The organism is uncultured Dietzia sp., from assembly GCF_937873725.1.
Lineage (GTDB): Bacteria > Actinomycetota > Actinomycetes > Mycobacteriales > Mycobacteriaceae > Dietzia.
Map to the genome: position 1 here is coordinate 17,142 of NZ_CALMYY010000105.1, position 26,288 is coordinate 43,429.

Below are 26,288 nucleotides of genomic sequence, written 5' to 3' on the forward strand. Positions count from 1 at the left end.
CAGCGGCGTCCTCCGCGTCTCACGCATCGCTCACCCACCCCCCGCCACCCGGTCGAGGGCGCCGACGAGCCCGAGTGGGTCGCCCTGCTCCACCGGGAACATGAGCGGGTTGGTCAGGCCGGCGCCGGTGCACAGCGGCAGCGGCTCCCGGGCGCAGAGTTCGCGCCCGCGGGCGAAATGCGTGATGTTGGAGGAGACGTTGAGACGGATCCGGGCCCGGCCGTCGGGCCCGATCCCCTCGGCGAGGTTGTCCATCATCACCGGGTACAGGTCCAGGAACTCGGCGAAGTCGGCGCGGTGACGGGCGTAGAGCGCGGTGACCTCGCGGGTCGCGTCGGTGGCGCCGGTGATGTCGTCCCCGCGCGCGGCGATGATCGCGTCCAGCTCGTCGAGGATCACCCGCAGGTCCTCGGCCGGGCCGGCCACGTCGACCCCGTCGTCGCGCAGCTGGCGGCCGAGCTCGTCCAGCCCCAGCACGAGATCCCGCATGGTCTGGTCCCGTCCGCCCGCGGCCTCCATGAGCACCGCCAGCTCGGTGACGATCGCGCCGAGGTCCGCCGCCCGGTCGCCCCCCACGGCGGAGACCGTGGACAGGTTCCTGATGGCCCGGCCCAGGGCCTCGCCCCGCCCGTCGAGCGCCTGCGCCCCCCGGTCCAGCCCCCCTCCGATCTCCTCCGCGCCGGGCGAGAACACCGAGCTCAGGGTGTCGAGGCTCGAGACGAACTCGTCGAAGTCCAGCGGGGCCCGGGTGCGCTCCGGGGGGATGACCCCGCCGTCGGGGAACTCCGGCCCGCCCGTGTACGCGGGCGTGAGCTCCACGAACCGGTCCGCGATCACCGCCGGGTTCATCACCACCGCGCCGACGTCGGCGGGCAGCCGCGTCCCGGGGTCGAGCGAGAGGCGGACCCTGGCGACCGCTCCGGCGGGCTCGATCCCCTCGACGACGCCCACCTCGACCCCCACGATCCGCACCTGCGAGCCGACGTACACCCCGTCGGCGGAGGCGAACTCGGCGGTGACGACCCGGCGGGCGTCGCCGTCGCGCCCGTCCGACAGGAGGTAGGCCAGGACCACGACCGCGGCGAGGGCGGTGGCGAGGATCGCGACGATCCTCGCCCGGCCCGGGTGCGCGGGGCTCAGTTGCATCCGTCCATCACCCCCAGGGCGCACAGGGCGGAATCGGGGATCGGTCCGGTCGGCGTCGCGACATCGGTCCACGGGCCGTTTCCGGTCGCGTCCGTGACCGCGCGGAGCCCCGGCGGCATCCGGGTGAGCACCTCGTCCATCACCCCGATGTTGCGCCGGTAGGTCTCGCTGATCTCGCGCATGTTCCCCAGCAGCCGGTCCACGTCCTCCGCCTCCTCGTCGAGCAGCACCCGGACCGTGGCCGCGAGGTCCTCGAGCGAGGCCACGAGCGCGGTGAGCGCCTCGCGGCGCTGCGTGAGCACCGTGACCACGATGAGCGACTGGTCGGTCAGCGCGCGGATGCCCGCCTCCTGGGAGACCAGGACCCCGGTGAGCTCGCGGGTGGTGGTGACGACCCCGGAGATCCGCGCGTCCTCTCGCGCGAGCACCCCGAGGGCCGCCGAGACGTCGTCGATGGCCTCCCCCGTCGCCCCGGCGTCCTGCGGGAGGATGCTGTCCAGGCTGTCGATCATGGCGCCCACCGCCGCGGTGTCGAGCCCGTCGGCGAGGTCGGTCACCGCGCCGCCGATGTCGTCGATCATGTACGGCGAGGTGGTTCGCTCCACGCCGATCCGCCGGTCGGGCCCCAGGTCCCCGACGCCCGACGGGGTCACGTCGAGGAAGCGGTTCCCGAGGATCGACTTGAGACCGACGGTCGCTGTGCTCGCCTCCCCGAGCGACTGGCCGCGGTCGAGACGGAAGCCCACCACCGCGAGTCCGTCCTCGACCGAGAGCGAGTCCACGCGGCCGCTCGGCACGCCGGAGACCAGCACGGGGTCCCCGGACCGGAGCCCCCCGGCGTTGGCGAACGCCGCCGAGTAGTGGTGGGTGCGCAGCACGTACCAGAGCCCCGGGAGCGCGATGCTGGCCGCGAAGAGGGCCACCACGAGCAGGATCGACGCGACGCCCACCAGGACCGTGTTCCCGCGGCGGGTGTGCCTCGGGTCCCGGACGAGGTCGGCCAGACTCTCGCGCACCACGGTCACCGGCCTCATCGGCAGGCCCCCGAGTTGCGGTACCCGAACAGGCTCGTCTCCCAGTGGTCCCACTTCACCGTGAAGTTACACATGTAGAGCGCCAGGAAGCCGCCCTTCTGCGCCTGGGCGTTGACCTTCCGCGCGAACACCGGCGCCCTGCCCAGGGCGGTCTCGAACGCCGGGGTGTTGGGGATCCACCCGTCGGTGGCGGTCCGGGCGGAGTCGACGCTCGCCCGCAGGTCGGGTTCGGTCTCGCGGAGCATCGAGGCGAGGGTGGCCGTGGAGGCGTCGCCGCGCTCGATGAGCAGGGCGAGCTCGCCGCCGTCGCCCTCCGCGAGCGCACCCGAGACCTCGTCGAGGCCCCGGACGAGCTCGTGGAGGTCCGCCCCCCGCCCGGTGAGGGTGGTGTTGAGCGCGGTGATGTTGTCCGCGAGGCGGCTGTACACGTCCTGGCGGTCCACCACGTCCCGGCTGAGCAGGGCCAGTCGGGCGAGGAGGGTGTCCATGGCACCCGGCTCCCCCTGGAAGGCCGCGACCACGGTGGCGGACAGCGCGTTGACCTCCTCCGGGCGCACCGCCTCGAACAGGGGCTTGAACCCGTTGACCAGCGCGGTGAGGTCCACGGGGTCGGTGGTGGACTCCAGCGGGATCCGCGCGCCCTCGGGGAGCCGGGGGGTGCCGCCGACCGCGGGCCGGCCGTCCTCGGTGGGGTCCAGGGAGAGGTACCGGATGCCGAGCATGTCGCCGTAGCGGACCGATGCCCGCGCGCCGCCGGTGACCGGGCGCGCGCGGTCGACCTCGAAGTCGACGACGGCGAGGACCTCGCCGTCCGGTCCGACCTCGCGGTGGACGCCGAGCACCCGGCCCACCCGGACACCCGCGACCGTGACCTCCGAGCCGGGTCCGAGCCCGCCGACATCGGTGAACACCGCGCTGTACTCCCGGGCGCCCCAGCCGATCGGCACCCGCAGCGTGTTGACCACGAGGACCGTGCACAACACCCCGAGCAGGCAGTAGGCGAAGAGCGCGAGGGCCGGCCGCAGGCCACGACGACTGGTCATCGGATCGTCACCTCGGTACCGCGCACGAGCGGGCCGAGCATGGTCCAGGCCGCGGTGTCGGGCCCGGCCGCGGGGTCGGCGGGCGGCGGCACCGGTGACCCGGGTTCCCCCGCGGCGGCGGCCTGGAGTTGCAGGATCACCTCCCGCTCGGACGCGGCGGCGACGGTGAGCCCGGCGTCGCGGTCGGGGGCGGGGGCGCCCGAGCAGGTGGACCCCGCCAGATCGGGGTAACGGGGGCAGTCCTGCGGGCCGTAGGGCATCGGGTCGGCGAACGAGGGCACCGCGGTGATGGCGAACCGCCCGGTGGAGAAGGCCGCCGCCCCGGCCTCGCCCATGGGGCGCATGGCGTAGAGGGTCCGGATGACCCCGTGGGGGTTCCGGGCGGTGCGGTCGAACACCACCCCCGTGTCGTGGACCACCCGGATCGCCCCGTCGACGGTGCGGTCGGCCATGACCGCCCCGGACCCGGTCACCGCCAGCCCCGCGTCCAGGAGCCGGCCGAGCGAGTCCGGCCGGTCGAGGACGATCTGCGACAGCCGCGTGGCCTCCTGCAGGGTCTCGAGGATCTCCGGGGTCGCCTCGGCGAGGTCCGCGGCGAGGTAGGCGATGCCGGCGGAGGCGTCGGCGGTGTCCTCGAGCGCGGGCGAGAGGTGCCGGCCCGCCCGGTCCGCGTCCTCGATCACCCGGCCCAGCGTCCCGCCCCGGCCGTCGAGGGCGCGATCCAGCGCGGTGAGCGTGACCTGCAGCCGATCGGGTTCGATCGACACGAGCAGGTCGCTGGCGCGGGTGAACACGTCGTAGAGCAACACGGCCTCCTCGGAGCGGTCGGCCTGCACCAGGTCCCCGTCGGCGAGCCGGGCCGAACCGTGGCCGCCGCGGCTCACCAGGTCCAGGCGGACGTCGCCGAACAGCGTCCGCGGGACGGCCCGGACCACGACGCCCGAGGGGATGCGCGAGGCGTGCTCCGGGTCGATGAGCATCTCGATCCGGGTGCCCGGCTCGTCGTCGTCGCCCGACACGCCCGACACCGACGACCGCACCTCCCCCACCTTGAGGCCGAGGTGGTGGACGGGGGCGTGGACGGGGACCCGACCCGCCTGGGCGGGCAGCACCGCGGTCACCGTGGCCCCCGCGTCGAGCAGACCCGCGCCCCGGGCGACGAGGACCACCGCCACAACCACGGCCACGAGCGCGGCCACCGCGCCCCGGACCGCCAGGGTCCGCTCGGGGGTGGGACCCGCCACCCGCCGCCTCACGTGATCCCCAGCGCCGGCACCTCGGGCACCAGGCCCCAGAGCGCGAAGGTGAGCACGATGTCGATGAACCCGATCAGGAGGATGCTGGTGCGCAGCGCGCGGCCGGCCGCACGCCCGACGCCCTCCGGGCCGCCGGTGGCGTGGTAGCCGTAGCTGCAGTGGACCAGCACGATCACCAGGGCGAACACCACCGCCTTGATCAGCGAGTAGAGGACGTCCTCCGGCCCCAGGGTGATGTGGAAGAAGTGGTCGTACGTCCCCGCGGACCCGCCGTTGACGTGCACCACCACCACGCGGGTGGCGATGTACGTCGCCACCAGCCCGACCGCGTACAGCGGCACGATGCAGATCATCGTGGCGATCACCCGGGTGCCCGCCAGGTAGGGGACGGTCGGGACGGACATCGCGTCCAGGGCGTCGATCTCGTCGGAGATCCGCATCGACCCCAGGCGCGCGGTGAAGCCGGTGCCCACCTTGGCCGCCAGGGCGATGGACGCGACGACCGGGGCGAGCTCGCGGGTGTTGGCCATGGCGGAGAGCATCCCGGACAGGGTCGTCATGCCGATGAGGTCGAGACCGCGGTAGGTCTCGACGCCCACCATGATCGCCGCGACCGCCGACATCGCCAGGACGATCCCGATGGTGCCGCCGCCGGCGATGAGGGAGGTGGAGCCGAAGCCCACGTCGACGACCTCCTTGACCACCTGCCTGCGGTAGCGCACCAGCGCGGTGGGCAGCGTCGCCAGCACCCTGCCCGCGAACGTCACGTGGCGTCCGACCTCCGCCAGACCGGTGGTCGCCCGGAGAGAGGTCTCCCGGAGCGAGATCACCTCAGAACTTCCCGACCGAGGGCACGACCAGCCCGTAGACCGCCGACAGCGCGGTGTTGATCACGAACACGGTGACGAACGCCAGGACGACCGTCTCGTTGACCGCGTCCGCCACGCCGCTCGACCCGCCGCTGGCGTGCAGGCCCTTGAACGTGGCGATCAGCGCGGAGACCACGGCGAACGCGACCGACTTGAGCATCGCCATCCACAGGTCCGACGGCCGGCCGTAGGCGCTGAGGGTGGACAGGAACGCGCCGGCCGACTCCCCCTGCCCGTACACCTGATAGAGCAGGCAGGCCGCGACGCCCATCGCCGTGACCAGCGCGCACATCACCAGGGAGACGAGCACCGTGGCGATCACGCGGGGCACCACGAGCCGCTCGATCACGTCGAGCCCCATGACCTCCATGGCCTCGACCTCCTCGCGGATCGTGCGGGAGCCCAGGTCGGCGCAGATGGCCGACCCGCCCACCCCGGCCAGCATCAGGGCGCAGACCAGCGCGGACGCCTGCCCCACCACGACGAACGCCACCACCGCGCCCGCGTAGCCGGCGGCGCCCAGCCGGCCCGCCAACTCCCCGACGGACACCGCGACGAGCACCCCGACCGGCAGCATGAGCAGCAGCGCCGGAATCGAGCACACCCGGGCCACGAAGAGGGCCTGGTCGCGGGTCTCCGCGAGCGAGAGCCTGCCCGTGACCACGGTCCGCACGCAGCTCACGAGGGTGAACACCGAGTAGCCGACCAGCGAGCCGACCTGGCCCGCCAGGTCGACGACCGGGCCGCGGCCCGCGGGGAGATGGAAGACCATCGGGCCTCCGGTCAGACGCCCGTCGAGCCGTGTTCCGAGCGGAGCGCGCCCTTGACCACCTTGCCGCTGGCGTTGCGCGGCAACTCCTCCACGTGCACCAGGTGCTTGGGCAGCTTGAAGCCGGCAAGCTTGTCGCGCAGCCACCCGCTGAGCTCGTCGAGGGAGAGGTCGGCGACCCCCTCCTCCTCGTGCTGGGCGACCACCGCGACGGGAACCTCGCCCCACTGCTCGTCCCGGCGACCGATCACGGCGACCTCGCGGATCCGCGGGTGCCCGGCGATCACGTTCTCCACCTCGGCGCAGTAGATGTTCTCGCCGCCGGAGATGATCATGTCCTTCTTGCGGTCCACCACGTACACGAAGCCCTCGTCGTCCATCCGGACCAGGTCGCCGGAGTGGAACCAGCCGCCCTCGAACGCCTCCGCGGTCTCGGCGGGCTTGTTCCAGTACCCGGACATGGTGGTGGGGCCGCGGTAGACGATCTCGCCGACCTCGCCCGGCCCGACCGGCTCGCCGAAGGCATCGATCACGCGGGCCTGGAGGGTGGGGATGACCCGGCCGACCGAGCCGAGCTTGCGAACCGCGTCGTCGCCGTCGAGCGCGCAGGTGATGGGGCTCATCTCGGTCTGGCCGAACACCGCGCAGTTCAGGGCGTCAGGGAAGGTCTCCGACATGGCGCGCAGGATCGTGTCCGTGGACGGGGCCGCACCCCAGGAGATGTTGCGCAGGACCAGGTTCCGCGGGCGGGCCTGCTGCTCCGCGCAGACGGCCTGCCACTGCACGGGGACCAGGAAGACGCTGGTGATCTTCTCCGCCTCGAGGGTGTCGAGCACGGCCGCGGGATCGAAGGCCTGCAGCGGGTGGACCACGGTCACGCCGCCGAGCTGCAGGCTCGGGGCGATCGAGCCGAGCGCCGCGATGTGGAACATCGGGGCGGCGCACAGGGCGCGCCCCTCCTCGTCGAACAGGCGGAAGACCCGGATGCAGGTCAGGGACTGGGCGGTGAGGTTCTCGTAGGAGAGCATCGCGCCCTTGGGGCGGCCCGTGGTGCCCGAGGTGTACATGATCAGCGCGGTGGAATCCTCGGGGACGTCGACCGGCTCGTGCGGCGCGCCCTCCTCGGCGAGCGCGTCGGCGTAGGTCGTCTGGCCCTCCGTCCCGCTCTCGCCGCCGATCACGATGTGCTCGCCCGGCTCCTCGCCCTGGGCCCGGATGGCGCCGACGAGCGGGGCGAGCATCGCGTCGGTGACGACGACCTTGGGCGTGCAGTCGCTCACGAGGTAGGCCAGCTCGCCCGGGGTGAGCCGGAAGTTCACCGGCACCGCGATCGCGCCGAGCCGGTTGATGCCCAGCACCGCCTCGATGAACTCGGCGTTGTTGAGCGTGATGAGCATGACCCGGTCACCCGTGCCGACCCCGCGACGGGCGAGCGCGTCGGCGAAGCGCCCGCTGCGTTCGTGGAGCTGGGACCAGCTGGTCGACCGGCCGAGGTACCGCAGCGCCTCGCCGTCGGGGTTCATCTCGGCGTGGGTGGCCACCCACGTGTTCCAGTGGTTGCGCCGGGCGGCGTGGAGGTCGGCGATGGGATCGTGGGTGGCGGTGGTCATGACTGGCCTTTCGTCGGGGCGGTCAGGAGAAGTTGGGGCGGCGCTTCTCGAGGATCGAGGAGACGCCTTCGGCGAAATCGGGGGAGACCAACAGCTCGCACTGCCCCTCGTGCTCGCGGGCGAGCGCGGCGTCGAGCTCGGCGAGGGTGGCACCGGTGACGGCTCGCTTGGTCAACTCCAGCGCCCGGCGGGGCCCGCGGGCGAGCCTGCGGGCGAGCTTGGCGGCCGCGGCGCGGAGCTCCGAGGGGGGCAGGACCTCGAGGACCAGCCCGACGTCCAGGGCCTCCGCCGCCGACACGGCGTCCCCGCGCAGCAGCATCCGGGAGGCGATCGATCGTCCCACCGACGCCGGCAGCAGCACGCTGGCGCCGCCGTCGGGCATGAGCCCGATGTTGGTGAAGGCGAACAGCAGGTAGGCGTCCTCCGCCATGAGCACGAGGTCCGAGGCCAGCGCCAGCGAGACGCCGACCCCGGCCGCCGGCCCGTTGACCGCGGCGATCACCGGCACCGGCGCGGTGAGCACCGATCGGACGAGCGCGGCGGCGTTGTCCATGGTGACGTCGGGGCTGGGGGCGTCGCCGCCCGACTCCCCGATGGCCTGCAGGTCCGCACCGGTGGTGAAGGCGCCGCCCTCGCCGGCGAGCACGATGACCCGCGTCGCGGGGTCGCCGCCGTGCTCGGTGATGAGCTCGGTCAGCGCCGTCACGGTCGCATGGTCGAGCGCGTTCATCCGCTCGGGCCGGTTGATGCTGATCGTGGCCACGCCCAGGTCGTCGCGCTCGACCCTGACGGCGTCCCGCCCGGAGGCGGTCACCGGACCGACTCCGCGGCCGCGACCATCCCGGCGAGCCGGTCGGTGATGATCGCCTCCGCCTCGGACATCATGCGGTCGATCAGCTCGGCCACCGTGGGGACGTCGTCGATCAGCCCCTGGCACTGGCCGGCGGACCAGATTCCCGCGTCGAGGTCGCCGTCCTCGAAGACCTTTCGGCCCCGCGCGCCGGCGACGAGGTGCTGGATGTCCGAGAACTCGGCACCCTCGGCCTCCTTGGCCACCACCTCCGCCGAGATCGCGTTGGCGGCGACCCGGGCGGTGTTGTGGAGCGTGCGGAAGATGAGCGTGGTGTCGAGCTCGGAGTTCGCCACGATCTGCTGCTTGACCGCCTCCGCGACCGGTGACTCCGCCGTGCACATGAACCGGGTCCCCATGTTGGCCCCGTCCGCCCCCAGTGCCAGCGCGGCCACCAGGCCGCGGGCGTCGGCGATCCCGCCGGACGCCAAGATCGGGATCGTCAGCCGCGCGGCCGCGGCGGGGATCAGCACCAGCCCCGGGACGTCGTCCTCCCCCGGATGACCCGCGCACTCGAAGCCGTCGATGGACACGGCGTCCACGCCCAGCTGCTCGGCCTTGAGCGCGTGCCGCACCGAGGTGCACTTGTGGATCACCTTGATGCCCGCGGCGTGGAACACCGGGAGGTGGTCCTTGGGGTTGGACCCCGCGGTCTCGACGATCTTCACGCCCGACTCCACGATCGCCTGGCGGTACTCCGCGTAGGGCGGCGGGGTGATGGACGGCAGGATCGTGAGGTTGACCCCGAACGGCTGGTCGGTGAGCTCCCGGCAGCGGGCGATCTCGGCGACCAGGTCCTCGGGCGTCGGCTGGGTGAGCCCGGTGATGATGCCCAGCGCCCCGGTCTCGGACACGGCCGCGGCGAGCTCGGCCCGGCCGACCCACATCATGCCGCCCTGAACGATCGGGTGCCGGACCCCGAACTCCTCGGTGAACCTGGTCCGGATCACGGCTGGACCTCCTCGTAGGTGCCGCCCGACGCGGCCTTCTCGCGCAGCGAGGCCGGCGGGGTGAAGCGCTCGCCGTACGTCGCCGCGAGCTCGTCGGCGCGGGCCACGAACCCGGGCAGACCGCCGGGGTACTGGTCCATGTAGCGGGCGACGCCGCCCGTCCAGCCGGGGAAGCCGATGCCGAGGATCGAGCCGACGTTGGCGTCGGTCGTGGTCTCCAGCACGCCCTCGTCCAGGCATTTGACGGTCTCGAGCGCCTCGGCGAAGAGCATCCGGTCGATCGCGTCCTGCAGCGGGATCTCGGTGGCGGGGCCGAACGCGTCGGCGAGCCCCGGCCACAGCCGGGTCCGCTTGCCCGTCTCGGCGTCGTACTCGTAGAACCCGGCGCCGGTCGAGCGGCCCTTGCGGTCGTACTCGTCGATCATGCGGTCGAGCACGGCGTTGCCCGGGTGGTCGGGAAGGTCGCGGCCCTCGGCCCTGGCGGCCTCGCGCGTCTCGTCCCGGATCTTCCGCGGCAGGGTGAGCGTGAGCTCGTCCATGAGCGCGAGCACCGACGCCGGGTAGCCCGCCTGCGCCGAGGCCTGCTCGACGGTCGAGGCGGGGACGCCCTCCGCGAGCATGGCCATGCCCTCGCTGGTGAACGTGCCGATCACGCGGGAGGTGAAGAACCCGCGGGAGTCGTTGACGACGATGGGGGTCTTGCCGATCCGCGAGACCAGCGCCAAGGCGCGCCCCAGGGCGTCCTCCGAGGTCTTGCCACCCTTGATGATCTCCACCAGCGGCATCTTGTCTACGGGTGAGAAGAAGTGCAGCCCGATGAAGTCGGCCGGCCGGTCCACGCCGCCTGCGAGCATGGTGATGGGCAGGGTGGAGGTGTTGGAACACAGCAGGGCGTCGGGGGCGATGTGCGGCGCGATCTCCGCGAACACGGCCTCCTTGACCTTCGGGTCCTCGAACACGGCCTCGATCACGGCCTGCGCCCCCGCGGCGGCCGCGGGGTCGGTGGTCGGGGTGATCCGGGCCAGCAGCGCATCGCCCTTGGACTGCGCGGCGTCCCGGGCCTCACCCTCGGCGGCCCGCGCGACGGTCTTGGCCACGAGCTTCTCGGAGTACCCCTTGCCCCGCTCGGCGGCGGCCTGGTCGATGTCCTTGAGGACCACCTCCATGCCGGACTTGGCGCACACGAAGGCGATCGCCGCGCCCATCATGCCGGCGCCCAGGACCACGACCTTGGTGATCGGCTCGCGGTCGGCGGACCCGTGGGCCTTGGCCAGCCCGTTGGCCGTCTGGAGGTCGAAGAAGAAGGCGCGGATCATGTTCTTGGCGGTCTGGCCCGTGGCGAGCCCGGCGAAGTAGCGGGCCTCGATCTTCTCGGCCGCGGCGAAGTCGACCCCCGCACCCTCGACGGCCGCCGACATGATCGCCACCGGCGCGGGGTACGGGGCGCCCTTGAGCTGCTTGCGCAGCATGGCGGGGAACGCCGGGAGGTTGGCGCCGAGCGACGGGCTCGACGGGGTGCCTCCGGGCATGCGGTAACCCTTGCGGTCCCACGGCTGCGCGGCCTCGGGATTGGCGGCGATCCACGCCTTGGCCGCCGGCAGCAGCTCGTCGGGGCTCGAGACCAACTCGTCGATCAGGCCCATCTCCAACGCGGCCGCCGGGCGCATGCGCTTGCCCTCGAGCAGGACACCCATGAGCGCGGTGGCCACGCCGAGCATGCGCACGGTGCGGACGATCCCGCCACCGCCGGGCAGCAGACCGAGGCTCACCTCGGGCAGGCCCAGCTGAACGGCCGGCGAGTCCACCACCACGCGGTGGTGGGTGGCCAGGGCGATCTCGAGTCCGCCGCCGAGCGCGGCGCCGGCGATCGCGGCGACGACCGGCTTGCCCAGGGTCTCGAGCCGCCGCAGCGGCCCCTTGACGCGCTCGACGGTCTCCACGGCCAGGTCCGCGCCGTCCGAGGGGATGGACAGGATGTCGCCGAGGTCCCCGCCGGCGAAGAAGGTCTTCTTGGCGGAGGTGAGGACGACGCCGGTGATCTCTCCGGACTCGGACTCGAGCCGGTCGACCGCCGCCTCCATCGAGTGGAGGTAGTCGGCGTTCATGGTGTTGGCGCTCTGGTTGGGGTCGTCCATCGTGAGGACAACCACGCCGTCGGCATCGCGCTCGTAGTGGATGGTGTTGGTGAATTCGCTGCTCATAGGAGGTCTTCTCGTCCTTGAAGGGGGTCCGGCCGGGCGCGTGACTAGAGGCGTTCGATGATGGTGGCGATGCCCATTCCGGCACCCACGCAGAGGGTGGCCAGGGCGTAGCGGGCGTCGCGGCGTTCCAACTCGTCCAGGGCGGTGCCCAGGATCATCGCGCCGGTGGCGCCGAGCGGGTGTCCCATGGCGATCGAGCCACCGTTGACGTTGATCTTCTCCATCGGCACCTCGAGGTCCTTGGCGAACTTCATGGGCACCGCGGCGAACGCCTCGTTGACCTCGAACAGGTCGATGTCCTCAATCGTGAGGCCGGCCTTGGCGAGAGCCTTCCGCGCGGCCGGGGTCGGTCCGGTGAGCATGATCGTGGGCTCGGACCCCACGACGGCGGCGGAGACGATGCGGGCGCGTGGCGTGAGCCCGTTGCGCTCCCCGGCCGCGGCGTTGCCGATGAGCATCGCGGTGGCGCCGTCGACGATCCCGGAGGAGTTCCCGGCGTGGTGGACGTGCTCGATCCTCTCCACCCAGTGGTATTTCTGCAGGGCCACGGCGTCGAACCCGGCCTGCTCGCCGAGCGCGGCGAACGAGGGCCGGAGGGCGGCGAGGTCGTCGGCGGTCGTGCCGCGGCGGATGTGCTCGTCGTGGTCGAGGACGACGCGTCCGGCGAGGTCCACCACCGGGACCACCGAGCGCGCGAAGCGCCCGTCGTCCCAGGCCGCGGAGGCGAGCTCCTGCGACCGCGCGGCGAACTCGTCCACGTCCCGCCGGGAGAAGCCCTCCATCGTGGCGATGAGGTCGGCGCCGATGCCCTGGGGCACGAACGAGGTCTCGTAGTTCACCCGCGGGTTCTGCGCCCACGCGCCGCCGTCGGACCCCATCGGGACGCGCGACATGGACTCCACGCCGCCCGCCACGACCAGGTCCTCCCAGCCGGCGCGAACCTTCTGCGCGGCGAGGTTGACGGCCTCCAGGCCCGAGGCGCAGAACCGGTTCTCCTGCACGCCGGCCACCGTCTCGGGCAGACCGGCGGCGATCGCCGCGATCCGGGGCAGGACCGCGCCCTGCTCCCCGACCGGACCGACGATGCCCATCACCACGTCCTCGATCTGCGCGGGATCGAGGCCGCTGTTGCGCTCGACGATCGACCGGAGGACGCCGACGGCGAGGTCGATCGGGGCGACGCTGTACAGCGAGCCGCTGGACTTCCCCCGTCCGCGGGGCGTGCGCACCGCGTCGTAGATGTAGGCCTCGGGCACTGACATGGGTGGGTGTTCCCTTCCGCCCCACGCCGGGGTGCTCGACCGCCGGCCTGCGACATTCACGTGGATTCGATCACATATATCTGTGAATTCAGGTTTACTATCGCCACTGTATCCGCTGTTGTCAAGATCACACCCCGATCCGCCGCTCCCGAGAGCAGAAACCCCGTGCCCTCCCCTCCCGCACCACCCGCGCCGCGCCCGGAGGCCCCCCCTCCGGGGTCCCGACGTGCGGAGATCGCGCTCATCGCCGCCGAGGAGTTCACCCGCCGGGGCTATCACGCGACGCGCGTCGAGCACATCGCCGAGCGCCTCGCGGTGACGCCCGGGGCGCTCTACCGCCACGTCCCCGGCAAGTACGAGATCTTCCGCGACGCCGTCGCGATCCTCATGTCGGACCTCGACTCCGCCGCCGCGGGCCCCGTCGACCTGGACCGCCTGGTCGACTCGATCACCAGGACCACGCTCGCGCACCGCTCCCGCGCGGCGCTCTACCGGTGGCAGGTCCGGTACCTCACCGCGGAGGATCGCGCCGCGGTGGTCGCCGCGGACACCCGCGTGCGCCGCCGGCTCGCCGAGGCCGTCCGGGGACGACGACGAGGTGGTCCCGACGCGGGCGCCGAGTCCGCCGCGGGCGCGATCCTGTCGTGCATCGCCTCCCTCGGCTACCACCGGATCGAGATCTCCGCGGACGACGCCGTGTCGCTGATGACGTCGATCGCGGCCGACCTCGCGACGTCCACCCCGGAGACGCAGGGAGCCGCGGGGGCGACCAACCTCGCGCCGCCGGTGATCCCGGCCCGGGCCCCGCGCCTGCGCGGGGGTGCCGCCACCCGCGAGGGCGCGATCGAGGCGGCCATCGCGCGGATCCACACCTCCGGGTACGACGACGTGACGATGGAGGCGATCGGCGCCGACGTGGGCGTGGCGGCGTCCGCGCTCTACCGCCACTTCCCGGGCAAGTCCGCGCTGCTCACCGCCGCGGTGGATCGCACGGCCACCCTGGTCGAGGAGCTGTTGGACCGGCACGCCGCGCTGCACAGCCCCGGCTCCGATCCGGCCGAGGCGCTGGTCGACCTGCTCGACCAGTACGTCGAGATCGCGTTCTCGCACGGCCCCGAACTCATGCTGTACCACTCCGAACTCGGCACCCTGGACGCCGACGACCGTCGACGACTCCGGCGGGCGCAGCGCGGCCAGCTCGACCGGTGGGCGGGGCTGGTCCTCGAGGCCGCCCGGGCGCGGGGCGGCCCGGAGCCCGACGAGGCCACCGCCCGCCTCCGTGTCCACGCGGCACTGGCGGTGGTGCTCGACGGCGGGCAGGGCACGGGGTTCCACCCCGCCGCCGCTGCCAGGTTCGCCCGACTCGCGCGGATCCCGCTCCTGCCCGGCTGACGGCCGGGCCGGAGGTTCAGGCCACCGGTTCGGGCCCCTGGCCGGCGCGGTCGCGGGGCTGGATGGGACACGCGCCCAGGTCCGCGGGGCGATAGCCGGTCGGATACCCGGGGTAGGTCCGGTTCTCCGTCCCCCGCGTCCCCACCTCCCGGCGACGCACCGGGAGCCACCGCACCACGGCGGACCGGGCCCGCAGCGCCGCATACGCGGCCCGACGCCGGGACGGCGGCTGCCACGGGAACCCGAATGCGCGGGACATGTCCTGGTCGACGAGCGACAGGACCGCCCGGCGTACGGCCGGCCGCAGCGCCCGGGGGTACCAGGAACACATGAGGTCCAGGGTGTACGTCCCGATGAGCTCGTTGTTCCGGTCGTAGCGGAACGTCCGGGCCTCGTAGTCGTCCCGCCACCGCCGGAACTCGCCCATGTCCTCGGGGATCTCCGCGATCTTCATCCGTTGGCCCACCGCGCGGTAGAAGGTGAACGCCGCCAGGCGCTCGTGGGGGTGCAGCCGCCGCCAGCCCACCGCGTCGACCCACTCGAGCGGCTCGAAGATGAACGTCGACAGCACGTACAGCATGTCGTCGTTGGTGATGTCATAGCGGGCGTGCTGGCGGTTGATGACCCGCAGCGCCTCCTTGCCGCGCGGCGAGTCGTAACCGTGCTCCACCAGTTCCACCATGAGCAGCGCGGTGTCGTCGTAGCGCTTCTGCGGGTGATCGCGGAACTGGCCGGCCTGCTCCAGCACCGCCGAGACCGACGGGACGCAGTACGTCCGGTACAGCGCCAGCTCCAGCGACCGCTGGTAGTCCCAGGGGAACTCGTAGGCGGAGGTGATGCGGTGGATCTCGGCCGCGTCGGCCACCGGGTCCAGACTCGCGATGAGGTCGCGCCAGTACCAGCGTCCGGGCTTGAGCGGGACATCGGCGGTGAGCGGGTGCTCCGTGTCGGCGTCGACGACGAGGTCGGACGGGATCGGTCCGAACACCCCGGGCAGGGTCCGCCGCCCGGCATCGGCCGGCCTCGTCGTCGTCGTGTCCCGGGTCGTCCCGGGAGCGGTCGCGGTCATCTCACCTCACATCCTCGCCTGGACGTTGGCGAGCATCCACTTGACGATCCTCACGTCGCGCGGCTTGCGGGTCATGGTCATGAGGTTGAGCGGGGCCGTGAACTTCTGCGCGGTGATGGCCTTGGGCCGGGCGAACTCGCGGAGCCCGTCCGCGCCGTGGATCCGGCCGAAGCCCGAGTCTCCCGACCCCCCGAACGGCAGGGCGGGGATGCCGGCGAAGGCGAGGAACGCGTTGACCGACACCATGCCCACGTCGAGCTTCTCCGCCAGGGCCAGGCCGCGCTTGCGGTTGCCGGTGAAGATGGCGCCGCCGAGGCCGTAGCTGCTGGCGTTGGCCTTCTCGACGGCCTCCTCCAGATCGACGACCGAGTTGATCACGACGGTCGGGCCGAACGTCTCCTCGGTGATCGCCGCGGAGTCCTCGGGGACGTCGACCAGGACGATCGGCTCGACCACGCTGTCCCCGACCGACTCCTCGCCACCGACGACCGCCTTCCCGCCCCGGGCGAGCGCGTCCTTGACGTGGCGTCGGACCACGTCGACCTGCGTGGGCAGGGTCATGGGCCCGTAGCTGGAGGTGATCGAGGTGCCGGGCCGCAGCGCCTTGACCTTGGCGGTGAACTTGTGGACGAACGCGTCCCGGACGTCCTGGTGAACGTAGATCCGCTCGACGCCCGCGCAGGTCTGGCCGGCGTTGCCCATCGCGCCGAACACGGCCTGGTCGGCGGCCGCGTCCAGGTTCGCGTCCTTGTCGACGAGCAGTGCGTCCTTGCCGCCGCCCTCGATCACGACCGGGGTCAGCGTCTCGGCGCAGGCGGCCATGACCTTGCGGCCCGTCGCGGCCGAGCCGGTGAACGCGAGCTTGTCCACGTCGGCCCTGCACAGGGCGTTGCCCGTCGACCCGTCACCGGTGATGGTCTGGATGAGCGGCTGCGAGGCGCCGAGCGAGTCCCAGACCTCCGCGAGCCAGACGCCGACCCCGGGCGTGAGCTCACTGGGCTTGAACACGACCGCGTTGCCGGCCGCCATCGCGTAGGACAGCGTGCCCATCGGCGTGAAGACGGGGTAGTTCCACGGCCCGATCGCCCCGACCACGCCGTAGGGCTGGTACTCGACGTAGGCGGCCTGGTTGCTCATGAGCAACCCGGCGGACACCGCGCGGCGCCGCAGCACCTTGTCGGCGTTCTTGGCCGCCCATTCCAGGTGGCCCACGGCGAGCATGACCTCGAGCGTCGCGTCCTCGTCCGGCTTCCCGGTCTCGGCCGAGATGAGCGCGGCCAGTTCCTCGGCGCGGGAGGAGATGGCGCGCTTGTACTCGAGCAGCCACTCCCTCCGCCCGCGCGGGCCCTGGGTCGCCCACCAGCGGGCGGCGGCGCGGGCCCGCTCCACGGCGAGCGCCACCTCCTCCGGTCCGGCGATCGGGTACTCCGCCAGGACGGTTCCGTCGCGGGGGTCCAGACTGGCGAAGGTGGGTCCGGTCTTGCTCGGCCCCGTGGTCCCCGGCTCTGTGGTGGTCATCTGACGTCCTCTCGTTTCAGATCACATATATCTGATGTAACGTAACGTGATACGGGCCACACTAGTCCACTTCCCACGGTACCGATACCCCGTGGTCCCCACACCCCGACAGAAACACGAGGCCAGAAGTGTTCGACATCCTCACCGACGAGCAGCGCGACTTCGCCCGGTCCATCGACGACTTCTGCGCGCGCGAGGTCGGCAGCGTAGAGAAGCGGCGCGAGCTCACCACCGAGGGCGGCACGCATTCGCCGGCGGTCTACGCCAAGATGGCCGAGCTCGGCTGGCTCGGACTGACCGTCCCGGAGGAGTACGGCGGTTCCGACGCCGGAGCGGTCGAACTCTGCCTGCTGCTCGAACACTCCCTGCGCGGCCTCGCTCCCATCGGCGGGATCGGCCCCACCCTCATCACGGCCGCGGCGTACCAGAAGTTCGGCTCGGAGGAACAGCGCCGGCGCGCCCTCGAGCTGGTCGTCAACGGGGGGACGCTCTCCATCTCCATGTCCGAGCCCGGCGCGGGATCGGACGTCGCGGCCCTGCGCTGCAAGGCCGAGCGCGACGGCGACGACTGGGTGATCACCGGGCAGAAGACCTGGTGCTCCAACGCGCACTTCGCCGACCGCATCCTCCTGGTGGCGCGGACCGACTCCTCGGGCGCCAAGCACGAGGGCATCACCATGTTCGACGTCCCCGCCGACGTCGCCGGCCTGCAGATCACCGGCATCGAGACCATGGGCGGGAAGGAGGTCAACGACCTCTACTTCACCGACGTCCGCCTGCCCGCGGACTCCGTGATCGGCGAGGTGGGCGGCGGCTGGAAGCAGCTCATGACCGGCCTCAACACGGAGCGGCTCATCCTGGCCGCCATGCAACTCGGCGTGGCCCAGCGCGCCTTCGACGACTGCCTGAAGTTCGTCCGCGAGCGCGAGCAGTTCGGCCGGCCCATCGGCTCCTTCCAGGTCATCCGCCACCGCATGGCCGACCTGGCCACCGAGATCGAGGCCACCCGCCTGCTCGTCTACGCGGTGGCGAAGAAGGTCGACGACTCCGACCCCACGGCCCTGTTCCCGCGGGAGGCCTCCATGGCCAAGCTCAAGGCGACCGAGCTGAGCAAGCGTGTGACGCTCGAGTGCATGCAGTCCATGGGCGGATACGGGTACGCCACCGAGTACGGCATGGAGCGGCTGGTCCGCCAGGCGGTCGTGTCCACCATCTACGGCGGCACCAACGAGGTCCAGCGGGACATCATCGGGAAGACCTACGGGCTGTGAGCGCCTCCACCGCCGCGGAGGAACTGGCAGCGATCCGGTCCCTCGACGCGGTGCCGTCGGAGCGGGTGTCGACGCTGTGGGACTCGCTCGAACCCGCCCGCGTCGGCGACATCGCCGGCAGCCGCTGGCGGGGCACCGGGCTGGACACCGGTCATCCCATGTTCGGCATGCTGGGCGGGATGCGCTGGTGGGGCAAGGATTTCCGCGATCCCCGCAAGGTGGACCCGATCCTCGTCACCGACGACTCCGGCGAGGTCGTGCCGGACACCTCGGCGACCGGCGGGGGCGGGGCGTCCCTGTGGGAGGTCTCGTTCCGCGGTCGCCCGTGTGCGTCGATGGTGTACGACCGGTTGCCGGTGATCGACCACTTCGCCGTCGTCGACTCCGGCGCGGACGGTCGGCCGGTCACCCTCCTGGCCGTGATGAACGGCCGCGGCACCGTGCGCGACGGCGAGCATTTCTGGTTCCTCCTCGAGCGCGACGACCCCCGCTGACCCCCCTCCCGTTTGGTCGACATCTCGCAGGAGATTCGAGGGAAATCCCTGCGAGATGTCGACCTAACCCGGGGCCCGAGGGGGTGCGCGGGCAGGCGCCAGGCCCCACAATGGGGAGATGACGTCGACTCCCGCGCGCCCGGTCCGGATCGCAGTCCAGCTCCAACCCCAGCACTCCCCCGACTACAGCCTCCTGCGCGATGCCGTGCGGCGCTCCGAGGACGCGGGCGTGGACGTGGTCTTCAACTGGGACCACTTCTTCCCGCTCTACGGCGATCCCGACGGCGCCCATTTCGAGTGCTGGACCATGCTCGCCGCCTGGGCCGAGCAGACCGAGCGCGTGGAGATCGGCGCCCTGGTCACGTGCAACACCTACCGCAACCCCGACCTGCTCGCCGACATGGCCCGGACCGTCGACCACATCTCCGGCGGGCGCCTCATCCTCGGGCTCGGGAGCGGCTGGTACGAGCGGGACTACACCGAATACGGGTACGACTTCGGCACCGCGGGTTCCCGGCTCGACGACCTCGGGGACTCACTCGAGCGCATCGGTCAGCGCCTGGCCCGCCTGAACCCCGCCCCGACGCGGGACATCCCGGTCCTGCTCGGGGGCGGCGGTGAGCGTAAGACGCTCCGGCACGTCGCCCGGCACGCCGACATCTGGCACTCGTTCATGGACGTGGAGACCTACCGGCACAAGTCCGGGGTGCTCGCCCGGCACTGCGCGGACCTGGGCCGCGACCCCGGCGAGATCGAGCGCTCCACCGATCTCGGCGGTTCCGGCTCCGCCGACGAGGCGCGGCGGAGGGCGGACGCCCTGCTGGCCGAGGGCGTCACGCTGTTCACCGTGGGCCTGAACGGTCCCGACTACCCCCTGGAGCTGGTGGAGTCGCTGGTGGCCTGGCGCGACGGCCGCTGACGCCCGACCCGCCCGCCCCCCGACCCGCCGCCGACCCGCCGCCGACCCGCCCCCGAAATCCGCTACTCCGCTGCACGGTTCGCTATCCGCTTGCCGGCAGCGAACCGTGCAGCGGAGTAGCGGATTTCGAAGGGGGCGGGGTAGCGGATTCCGGAGGGGCGGGGTTGCGGGCTTTGGAGGGATCAGCCCCGGCGCACCGCGCGATCGGCCCGCCGCCACGCGCGGAAGGTGTACCAGGACGCCGCCATCATCAGCAGCAGCAATAACGAGGCGAGCATCGACGGCCGGCCCACCGCGATCAGGCCGACGGCGTTGACCAGCGCGAGCACGGTGAAGAACCCGACGAACCCCCCGAGCACCTCCAGCCGCTGCCGGGTGCCCAGCGCGTCGCCACCGCTGCGTGCCACGGCGGATCAGCTCTTGAGGCCGCCGGCGGTGAGGCCGGAGACGATGCGGCGCTGGAAGATCAGCACCATGACCACCAGCGGCACCGTCACGAGCGCGCCCGCCGCCATGATCGCCGCGTACGGCGGGGTGTAGGGATTGACGCCGGCGAAGCGGGCGATGGCCACGGTGACCGGCTCGGTCGCGGAGGTGGACAGCTGCTGCGAGAGCAGGAACTCGTTCCACGTGATGATGAACGCCAGGATGGCCGTGGTGAACAGCGCCGGCGCGGCGAGCGGCAGGATGATCTTGATGAACGCCTGCCCGCGGGAGGCGCCGTCGACCCGCGCGGCCTCCTCCAGCTCCCACGGCAGGTCGTTGAAGAACGAGGTGAGCGTGTAGATCGTCAGCGGCAGCGCGAACGAGATGTTGGGGATGATGAGCGCCTGGTAGGTGCCGATCCAGCCGATGTCGGTGAAGAGCTGGAACAGCGGGGTCACCAGCGCGACACCGGGGAACATCGACGCCGCCAGGATGATGCCCGTGACCAGGAACTTGCCGCGGAAGTCCACGCGGGCGAGCGCGTAGGCGGTGAACACCCCGAACAGCAACGCGACGGCCGTGGTGACCGCGCCGATGATGAGCGAGTTGATGATCGCGCCCAGGAAGTCGTTGCCCGTTGACGTGGACAGCGCCTCCCCGAAGTTGTCCAGGGTGACGTGGGACGGCAGCGGGTTGGCGGAGAACGCGAACCTGTTGTCGCGGAACGCCGTGACGAGCATCCAGTAGAACGGCGCCAGCCCCCAGACCAGGATCACCACGGCCCCGAGGTAGGTGCCGATCGTGCGGCCGAGGGGCTTGCGGGGCGGGCGGAGGTCGTCGTTGTCCGTGGTCGCGGCGGCGGGACGGGACGACGACGACGAGGTGGTCCCCGGCCGGATGGACGAGGTGGTCGGTTCAGGCGCTCGGTGACTCACCGGATCTCCTCCTTCTTGCCGGTGCGATCCTCGACGACGTTGGCGCCGAGGAACTTCACCATGATGAACGCGACGGCGAAGATCAGTAGGAACACCAGCGTCGAGATCGCGGAGGCGCTGTTGAAGTTGCCCATCCGCATCTCGTTGACCACGAGCATCGACACGGTGGCCGTGGGCGAGTTCGAGTTGGCGGACACGAGGATCACGGGCAGGTCGTACATGCGCAGCGCGTCCAGGGTGCGGAACAGGATCGCCACCATGAGCGCCGGCCGGACCAGCGGGAGGGTGATCCTGGTGAACTGCTGCCAGCGGGACGCCCCGTCGACCCGGGCCGCCTCGTAGACGTCGCCCGGGATCATCTGCAGGCCGGCGAGGATGAGCAGGGCCATGAACGGCGCGGTCTTCCACGTGTCCGCGATGATGATCGCGATACGGGCGTAGAAGGGGTCGGTGGTCCAGGCGATGTCGGCTCCGAGGAGCTTGTTGGCGATCCCCTGGTCGGCGAAGATGAACGCCCACAGCTTGGCGGTGACCGCGGTCGGGATCGCCCACGGGACCAGCACGGCGGCCCGCAGGAGCGAGCGGCCCCAGATGCTCTTGCCCATGACCACGGCCATGGCGAAGCCGAGGACGGTCTCGAGCGAGACGGTGGTGACGGTGAAGAGCATGGTGTTGCCCATGGCCGGCCAGAAGTCGGTCGCCGAGACGCCCGGCGGGCAGGTGACCGTGCCGTCACCGCCGGGCGCGGGGCACGACTGGGTGAGCCAGTAGAGGTAGTGCTGGATGCCGGCGAAGCCCCCGGCGGAGAACATCCCCGTGGCCGGGTCAAGCCCCCGGTCCGCCATGAGGGACAGGTAGAGGGCCCGCACGATCGGGTAGCCGATCACCACCGCCAGGATGGCGAGCGCGGGGCCGACCATCCACACCGGTCGCCAGTCGAACCTCTTCCCGACCAGTGGCGCCGGGGACTTCTCGGTCGTCGTCATCTCTGCAGCTCCTCGCCGGATCTCGCCCGCCCTCACCACCGGCGCCGATGGGCCCCGGGAATGTTACCCGGGGCCCATCGGCGCCATGTCGGAAACCTGGTGTCCCCGACCTAGTGTGACCGCCCCCTGCTTACTGGGCCTGCTGGATCGCGGCGCTCATGTCCGTGAGCGCCTGCTCGACGGTCTTCTGGTCCTTCAGCGCGGCGAACGTGTTGTCCTGGATGGCCTTGGAGACCGCCGGGTAGAACGGGGTGACCGGGCGCGGCTGCGCGTTCTCGAGCGCCGCCTTGAGCGCCGTCATGTACGGGAACTCCTGCTGGAGCGCCTCGTCGTCGTAGATCGAGGCCAGCACCGGCGGGAAGGACTCCTGCGCGAAGCCCATCTGCACGTCCTCGGAGATGATGAACTCGAGGAACGCCTTGACCGTCGCCTTGTTCTCGGAGAACACGTTGATCGCGTTGTTGTATCCGCCGAGGGTCGACCTGCCCGCGCCGTCCGGGCCGAGGATCGGGGCCACGTTGAACTTGCCCTGCACCTGCGAGGTGGGATCGGTCTGGCCCGACTCGTACATGTACGGCCAGTTGTAGGCGTAGAGGCTGCGACCGCCGAGGAACGCCTGCGCGGTCTCCTCCTCCGTGAAGCCGTCCGACTTCATGGAGATGATGTCGCTCTTGTAGCCGTCGACCAGCGCGGTCATGCCGGCCTTGGCCTCCGGCGTGTCGAGCTCCGGGGTCTTGCCGTCGGAGCCGACGACCTGACCGCCCCAGCTGTGGATGAACTGGGTGGCGGCCACCGTGAGCCCCTCGTACTGCTTGAGCTGCAGGTTGAGGCAGTCGATCGCGGCCTCGGCCGCGACCTTGCAGGAGTCGACCAGGGCGCCCCAGTTGGCGGGGGCCTCCGGCTGGAGGTCCGTGCGGTAGTAGAGGAGCTGCGCGTTGGTGTTCTGCGGCACGGCGTAGAGGGTGCCGTTGTAGGTGGCGGAGTCGACGGCGGCCTCGATCAGCCCGCTCGTGTCGACCTCGGTGTCGCCCTGGATCGGCTGCAGCCAGCCGTTGGCCGCGAAGTACGCGGTGTCGGTGACGTCGAGCGCGAACGCGTCGTACTCACCGCTCTGGGTCTGGAGGGACTGGACCAGCGTGTCGCGCTGGGCGTCGGCCTCACCGGCGAGCTCGTGGAGGGTCACCACCTGGTCGGGGTGCTCCGCATTCCACTGCTCGATGACGGGGCGGAGCTTGTCCGTGTCGTTCTTGCCCATCGCGAAGGTGATCGGGCCGACGCCGGAGGTGCCGGCGTCCGCCTGCTCGCCGTCCTCCCCGCCGCCCGAGGAACAACCCGCGGCTACCACCGCGATGATGGACGCGGCCGCCGCCGCCTTGAGGAACCTGCCGTGAACGGCCATGCGCTCTCTCCTACTGTTGTGTCTCGCCGTGATGTCTCTGCTCCCGCCGGCGTCCGCCGACGACCAGTGATCCCGTGACCGCTGTGACGCGGGTCTCACTGAGGGCCTGCTGAGCGTAACCCACCCGGGGGCCGTGGTGCCGGACCATGTGCGGTCCGTCCGCCGGATCCCCGTCGCCCCCGCGCCACTACGGGCACCGAGAGCAAGGTCACACAGGGCACTCTAGCAACAACAGATGTTGTAGCCGCGCCGCCACGCCCGTCACCGCAGGCGCAGCCCCGAGTCCACGTCGAAGAACCGCACCTCGCCGTCGAGCGCCGCGAGGTTCATGGTCTCGCCCTTCCTCGGGTGGTCGGCGGACTCCGCGCGGTAGACAACCGGGTGCCCGTCCCCCGTGGAGCAGTGCAGGTAGCTGTCCGCGCCCAGCTCCTCGACCAGGTCGACGGTGACCCGCAGTCCGTCCCCGTCCGTGGCGAGCCGAAGGTGTTCGGGCCTCACCCCCACGGTGACCCTCGATCCCGCACCGGACGGCACGATCTCCCCGAACCCCTCGAGGTCGACCCTGCCGTCGGCGACGGGCGCGTCGAAGAGGTTCATGGAGGGCGATCCGATGAATCCGGCGACGAACGCGTTGACCGGGTTGTGGTAGAGCTCGCGGGGCGTGTCGACCTGCTGGAGGATCCCGTCCTTGAGGACCGCGACCCGGTCACCCATGGTCATGGCCTCCACCTGGTCGTGGGTCACGTAGATCATGGTGGTGTGCAGGTCACGCTGCAGCTTGGCGATCTGGGCGCGGGTCGCCACGCGGAGCTTGGCGTCCAGGTTGGACAGCGGCTCGTCCATGAGGAAGACCTGCGGGTTCCGCACGATCGCGCGCCCCATGGCCACGCGCTGCCGCTGGCCACCGGAGAGCTCCTTGGGCTTGCGGTCGAGGAAGTCCGAGAGATCGAGCATCTCCGCCGCCCGGTCCACCCGTTCGGCGATCTCCTTCTTGGAGGCCTTGGCCAGCTTGAGCGCGAAGCCCATGTTCTCCCGCACCGTGTAGTGCGGGTACAGCGCGTAGTTCTGGAACACCATCGCGATGTCCCGGTCCTTGGGCTCGGAGCCGGTGACGTCCTTGTCGCCGATGAGGATGCGCCCGGCCGCCACGTCCTCCAGTCCGGCCAGGGCGCGGAGGGTCGTGGACTTGCCGCAGCCGGACGGCCCGACCAGGACCAGGAACTCGCCGTCGGCGATCTCCAGGTCGAGCCTATCCACGCTGCGCCGCGCGGCGCCCGGGTAGATGATGGACACGTTCTCGAAGGTCACCGAAGCCATGCGAGATCCTTCCCTTCACCGGCAGGAACGTGCCGGACGATCCGAGATAGAGGGTTGACACGACGACTGTAGCGCCAGCCGCCCGGGTTCACCGGTGCGGCGCCGACAGTCGCTCCGCGTACGCCGACCCGCGGTCGGCGCACGCCGCGATGGACGCGGCCACCCCGTCCGGGTCGTCGGACATCGGCACGTGGCCGTCGGCCGTGATCTCCACCTGCGCCTGCGGGAACAGTCGGGAGGCGAGCCCGGCCTGCCCCACGGGGAGGACGAGGTCGAACCGTCCCCAGCGGATGGTGACGGGCAGCTGCTCGTCCACCGGCGCGGAGAAGACGAACGCGGCGCGGTCGGCCCGGTCGAGGACCGTGTTGTTCACGATCGCCTCGCCGTCGATCGCCGCCGCCTCCGCCGGGTACCGCCACGGCCTGGCGCAGAACACGCCCATCATCACCGCTCGGCCCACCGCCCTCTCCGAGACCGCCGGGAGATGGCGGCCGAGAGTCCCGGCCGCGCGACGAAGGCCGTGGAACACCGACACGGTGTACCGCCAGTCGGCGTGGGAGCGGAAGAACCCGGCGGGCGAGAGCGCCGTGACGCTGCTCGCCAGACCGCGGGCCCCCAGCTCCAGCGCGAGGAAGCCCCCGAGGGAGTTGCCGGCGAGGTGCGGCCGCTCCCCCTCGGGCACCACCGCGTCGATGAGCTCGGCGACACGGCCCACCATGTACTCGAGCACGTCCCCGGCGTCGGGGAGATCCGCCGACTCCCCGTGCCCGGGAAGGTCCACCACCACCACCCGGAAACGGTCCGTCAGCAGCGGGACCACGGCATCCCAGGCGTGGGAGCGGTGACACACCCCGTGGATCAGCACGACGGTGGGACCGGAGCCCGATATGCGGTGATGCAGAACCATGGCCCCAGTGTGTACCAGGATCCGGCCGCCGGGAACCGGGAGAGCGCCCCACTCCCGTTGAAGAATGTGCTTACACTTGTCCCACGCGACTGTGGGGGACGCGTGCACCAAGGGGGGAACACCATGAATGTGAACACGGCAGACATTTCGGCGACCGAGAGGCAGCAGGGCCTGGAGACGGAGTTCCGACCCATCCTTCTCCGGCTCGATCTGCTGGTCCGGCGGCAGAACACGCAGTACGCCTTGAGCCGAGCTCAGACGTCCATGCTCTACACGCTGGCCCGCTACGGCCGGCTCCGCATGACCGACCTGGCCCGGTTGGAGAACGTCCGGGTTCCCACGACCAGCAACTCGGTGACCGTCATCGAGGCCATGGGATACGTCGAGCGCGTGCCGGCCGAGTCGGACCGCCGGGGAGTGTGCGTGAGCCTGACGGACCTGGGCCGCGCCCGGATCAACCAGGTCCTCGACGCCCGCGACCGGGACTTCGCCGAGCACCTGTCCCGGCTGTCCCCGGAGCACCGGGACACCCTCTCGGCGGCGGTGCCGGCGCTCAACGCGCTCCTGGACGCCTTCGACGAGCACGACCTGCCGAGCTGAGCCGGTCCGGGCCGGGGGCCGCCCACCGTGACCCGCTAGCCTGACCCGCCATGAGCACCGTTCTC

General features: G+C 71.6%; 24 protein-coding genes. 5 read left to right on the plus strand and 19 right to left on the minus strand.

Features of this window, described 5'->3' with window-relative positions; genetic code table 11:
* Positions 1–30: 30 nt before the first annotated feature.
* Genes Q0444_RS11580 through Q0444_RS11630 form a run of 11 tightly spaced genes read right to left on the minus strand, consistent with a single transcriptional unit; the run spans position 31 to position 12,990 of the window.
* Positions 31–1,146 carry an MCE family protein gene (locus Q0444_RS11580; RefSeq protein ID WP_299023293.1) on the minus strand — a complete coding sequence of 372 codons (1,116 nt, stop codon included), beginning with the start codon at positions 1,144–1,146 and terminating at the stop codon, positions 31–33.
* Positions 1,137–2,180: an MCE family protein gene (locus Q0444_RS11585; RefSeq protein ID WP_299023294.1), complete on the minus strand. Its 1,044-nt coding sequence runs from the start codon at positions 2,178–2,180 to the stop codon at positions 1,137–1,139. The genes Q0444_RS11580 and Q0444_RS11585 overlap by 10 nt, the downstream gene beginning before the upstream one ends.
* Positions 2,177–3,223 carry an MlaD family protein gene (locus Q0444_RS11590; RefSeq protein ID WP_299023295.1) on the minus strand — a complete coding sequence of 349 codons (1,047 nt, stop codon included), beginning with the start codon at positions 3,221–3,223 and terminating at the stop codon, positions 2,177–2,179. The genes Q0444_RS11585 and Q0444_RS11590 overlap by 4 nt, the downstream gene beginning before the upstream one ends.
* Complete coding sequence (locus Q0444_RS11595; RefSeq protein WP_299023296.1) at positions 3,220–4,467, minus strand: MCE family protein; 1,248 nt, start codon at positions 4,465–4,467, stop codon at positions 3,220–3,222. Before Q0444_RS11595 ends, Q0444_RS11590 begins: the two co-directional genes overlap by 4 nt.
* A gap of 8 nt (positions 4,468–4,475) precedes the next feature.
* Positions 4,476–5,309, minus strand: a complete 834-nt coding sequence (locus tag Q0444_RS11600; protein WP_291079503.1) for an ABC transporter permease — start codon at positions 5,307–5,309, stop codon at positions 4,476–4,478.
* Between the two features lies 1 nt (position 5,310).
* On the minus strand, positions 5,311–6,120 hold the full coding sequence (locus tag Q0444_RS11605; protein WP_291079502.1) for an ABC transporter permease: 810 nt from the start codon (positions 6,118–6,120) through the stop codon (positions 5,311–5,313).
* Positions 6,121–6,131: 11 nt separating this feature from the next.
* Entirely contained in the window at positions 6,132–7,727 is a 1,596-nt protein-coding gene (gene fadD5, locus Q0444_RS11610; RefSeq protein ID WP_291079501.1) for a fatty-acid--CoA ligase FadD5, read from the minus strand.
* Between the two features lie 22 nt (positions 7,728–7,749).
* Complete coding sequence (locus tag Q0444_RS11615; RefSeq protein ID WP_291079500.1) at positions 7,750–8,541, minus strand: enoyl-CoA hydratase; 792 nt, start codon at positions 8,539–8,541, stop codon at positions 7,750–7,752.
* On the minus strand, positions 8,538–9,524 hold the full coding sequence (locus tag Q0444_RS11620) for a nitronate monooxygenase family protein (protein WP_291079507.1): 987 nt from the start codon (positions 9,522–9,524) through the stop codon (positions 8,538–8,540). Before Q0444_RS11620 ends, Q0444_RS11615 begins: the two co-directional genes overlap by 4 nt.
* Positions 9,524–11,728, minus strand: a complete 2,205-nt coding sequence (locus tag Q0444_RS11625) for a 3-hydroxyacyl-CoA dehydrogenase NAD-binding domain-containing protein (RefSeq protein WP_291079499.1) — start codon at positions 11,726–11,728, stop codon at positions 9,524–9,526. Before Q0444_RS11625 ends, Q0444_RS11620 begins: the two co-directional genes overlap by 1 nt.
* 44 nt (positions 11,729–11,772) lie before the next feature.
* On the minus strand, positions 11,773–12,990 hold the full coding sequence (locus Q0444_RS11630) for an acetyl-CoA C-acetyltransferase (RefSeq protein WP_291079498.1): 1,218 nt from the start codon (positions 12,988–12,990) through the stop codon (positions 11,773–11,775).
* Between the two features lie 165 nt (positions 12,991–13,155).
* Here Q0444_RS11630 and Q0444_RS11635 point away from each other — a divergent pair, with 165 nt between their 5' ends.
* The gene (locus Q0444_RS11635) at positions 13,156–14,382 is read left to right on the plus strand and encodes a TetR/AcrR family transcriptional regulator (protein WP_299023297.1); all 1,227 of its coding nucleotides are present in this window, start codon (positions 13,156–13,158) and stop codon (positions 14,380–14,382) included.
* A gap of 16 nt (positions 14,383–14,398) precedes the next feature.
* Here Q0444_RS11635 and Q0444_RS11640 read toward each other — a convergent pair whose 3' ends face one another.
* Entirely contained in the window at positions 14,399–15,451 is a 1,053-nt protein-coding gene (locus tag Q0444_RS11640; RefSeq protein ID WP_291079496.1) for an oxygenase MpaB family protein, read from the minus strand.
* 6 nt (positions 15,452–15,457) lie between these two features.
* The gene (locus tag Q0444_RS11645; RefSeq protein WP_299023298.1) at positions 15,458–16,969 is read right to left on the minus strand and encodes an aldehyde dehydrogenase family protein; all 1,512 of its coding nucleotides are present in this window, start codon (positions 16,967–16,969) and stop codon (positions 15,458–15,460) included.
* A 128-nt stretch (positions 16,970–17,097) separates the two neighbouring features.
* Here Q0444_RS11645 and Q0444_RS11650 point away from each other — a divergent pair, with 128 nt between their 5' ends.
* The 3 genes from Q0444_RS11650 to Q0444_RS11660 all read left to right on the plus strand — a co-directional run bounded on the left by Q0444_RS11650 (position 17,098) and on the right by Q0444_RS11660 (position 19,653).
* Positions 17,098–18,240 carry an acyl-CoA dehydrogenase family protein gene (locus Q0444_RS11650; protein ID WP_291083224.1) on the plus strand — a complete coding sequence of 381 codons (1,143 nt, stop codon included), beginning with the start codon at positions 17,098–17,100 and terminating at the stop codon, positions 18,238–18,240.
* Entirely contained in the window at positions 18,237–18,734 is a 498-nt protein-coding gene (locus Q0444_RS11655; RefSeq protein ID WP_291083227.1) for a GXWXG domain-containing protein, read from the plus strand. The genes Q0444_RS11650 and Q0444_RS11655 overlap by 4 nt, the downstream gene beginning before the upstream one ends.
* Before the next feature lie 118 nt (positions 18,735–18,852).
* A complete protein-coding gene (locus Q0444_RS11660; protein ID WP_299023299.1) occupies positions 18,853–19,653 on the plus strand; it encodes an LLM class F420-dependent oxidoreductase in 801 nt (266 codons plus the stop codon).
* Positions 19,654–19,835: 182 nt separating this feature from the next.
* Here the strand turns inward: Q0444_RS11660 and Q0444_RS11665 are convergent, their stop codons facing one another.
* The 6 genes from Q0444_RS11665 to Q0444_RS11690 all read right to left on the minus strand — a co-directional run bounded on the left by Q0444_RS11665 (position 19,836) and on the right by Q0444_RS11690 (position 25,623).
* Positions 19,836–20,060 carry a hypothetical protein gene (locus tag Q0444_RS11665; protein ID WP_299023300.1) on the minus strand — a complete coding sequence of 75 codons (225 nt, stop codon included), beginning with the start codon at positions 20,058–20,060 and terminating at the stop codon, positions 19,836–19,838.
* Between the two features lie 6 nt (positions 20,061–20,066).
* Positions 20,067–20,879 (minus strand): carbohydrate ABC transporter permease, encoded by an 813-nt coding sequence (locus tag Q0444_RS11670; RefSeq protein ID WP_299023304.1) that lies wholly within the window; start codon positions 20,877–20,879, stop codon positions 20,067–20,069.
* A 131-nt stretch (positions 20,880–21,010) separates the two neighbouring features.
* Positions 21,011–22,000: a carbohydrate ABC transporter permease gene (locus tag Q0444_RS11675; RefSeq protein ID WP_299023301.1), complete on the minus strand. Its 990-nt coding sequence runs from the start codon at positions 21,998–22,000 to the stop codon at positions 21,011–21,013.
* Positions 22,001–22,130: 130 nt separating this feature from the next.
* Entirely contained in the window at positions 22,131–23,399 is a 1,269-nt protein-coding gene (locus Q0444_RS11680) for an ABC transporter substrate-binding protein (RefSeq protein WP_299023302.1), read from the minus strand.
* Positions 23,400–23,660: 261 nt separating this feature from the next.
* The gene (locus Q0444_RS11685) at positions 23,661–24,716 is read right to left on the minus strand and encodes an ABC transporter ATP-binding protein (RefSeq protein ID WP_299023303.1); all 1,056 of its coding nucleotides are present in this window, start codon (positions 24,714–24,716) and stop codon (positions 23,661–23,663) included.
* Between the two features lie 88 nt (positions 24,717–24,804).
* Entirely contained in the window at positions 24,805–25,623 is an 819-nt protein-coding gene (locus Q0444_RS11690) for an alpha/beta fold hydrolase (RefSeq protein WP_291085093.1), read from the minus strand.
* Between the two features lie 123 nt (positions 25,624–25,746).
* Here Q0444_RS11690 and Q0444_RS11695 point away from each other — a divergent pair, with 123 nt between their 5' ends.
* Positions 25,747–26,223, plus strand: coding sequence for a MarR family winged helix-turn-helix transcriptional regulator (locus Q0444_RS11695; protein WP_291085096.1), 477 nt, complete (start codon positions 25,747–25,749; stop codon positions 26,221–26,223).
* Positions 26,224–26,288 lie beyond the last annotated feature (65 nt).

Coding starts and splice junctions, on each gene's coding strand:
- Q0444_RS11580 (WP_299023293.1), bottom strand. CDS start 1,146: ATGCAACTGAGCCCCGCGCACCCGGGCCGGGCGAGGATCGTCGCGATC.
- Q0444_RS11585 (WP_299023294.1), bottom strand. CDS start 2,180: ATGAGGCCGGTGACCGTGGTGCGCGAGAGTCTGGCCGACCTCGTCCGG.
- Q0444_RS11590 (WP_299023295.1), bottom strand. CDS start 3,223: ATGACCAGTCGTCGTGGCCTGCGGCCGGCCCTCGCGCTCTTCGCCTAC.
- Q0444_RS11605 (WP_291079502.1), bottom strand. CDS start 6,120: ATGGTCTTCCATCTCCCCGCGGGCCGCGGCCCGGTCGTCGACCTGGCG.
- fadD5 (WP_291079501.1), bottom strand. CDS start 7,727: ATGACCACCGCCACCCACGATCCCATCGCCGACCTCCACGCCGCCCGG.
- Q0444_RS11625 (WP_291079499.1), bottom strand. CDS start 11,728: ATGAGCAGCGAATTCACCAACACCATCCACTACGAGCGCGATGCCGAC.
- Q0444_RS11630 (WP_291079498.1), bottom strand. CDS start 12,990: ATGTCAGTGCCCGAGGCCTACATCTACGACGCGGTGCGCACGCCCCGC.
- Q0444_RS11640 (WP_291079496.1), bottom strand. CDS start 15,451: ATGACCGCGACCGCTCCCGGGACGACCCGGGACACGACGACGACGAGG.
- Q0444_RS11645 (WP_299023298.1), bottom strand. CDS start 16,969: ATGACCACCACAGAGCCGGGGACCACGGGGCCGAGCAAGACCGGACCC.
- Q0444_RS11660 (WP_299023299.1), top strand. CDS start 18,853: ATGACGTCGACTCCCGCGCGCCCGGTCCGGATCGCAGTCCAGCTCCAA.
- Q0444_RS11675 (WP_299023301.1), bottom strand. CDS start 22,000: ATGACGACGACCGAGAAGTCCCCGGCGCCACTGGTCGGGAAGAGGTTC.
- Q0444_RS11680 (WP_299023302.1), bottom strand. CDS start 23,399: ATGGCCGTTCACGGCAGGTTCCTCAAGGCGGCGGCGGCCGCGTCCATC.
- Q0444_RS11685 (WP_299023303.1), bottom strand. CDS start 24,716: ATGGCTTCGGTGACCTTCGAGAACGTGTCCATCATCTACCCGGGCGCC.
- Q0444_RS11690 (WP_291085093.1), bottom strand. CDS start 25,623: ATGGTTCTGCATCACCGCATATCGGGCTCCGGTCCCACCGTCGTGCTG.
- Q0444_RS11695 (WP_291085096.1), top strand. CDS start 25,747: ATGAATGTGAACACGGCAGACATTTCGGCGACCGAGAGGCAGCAGGGC.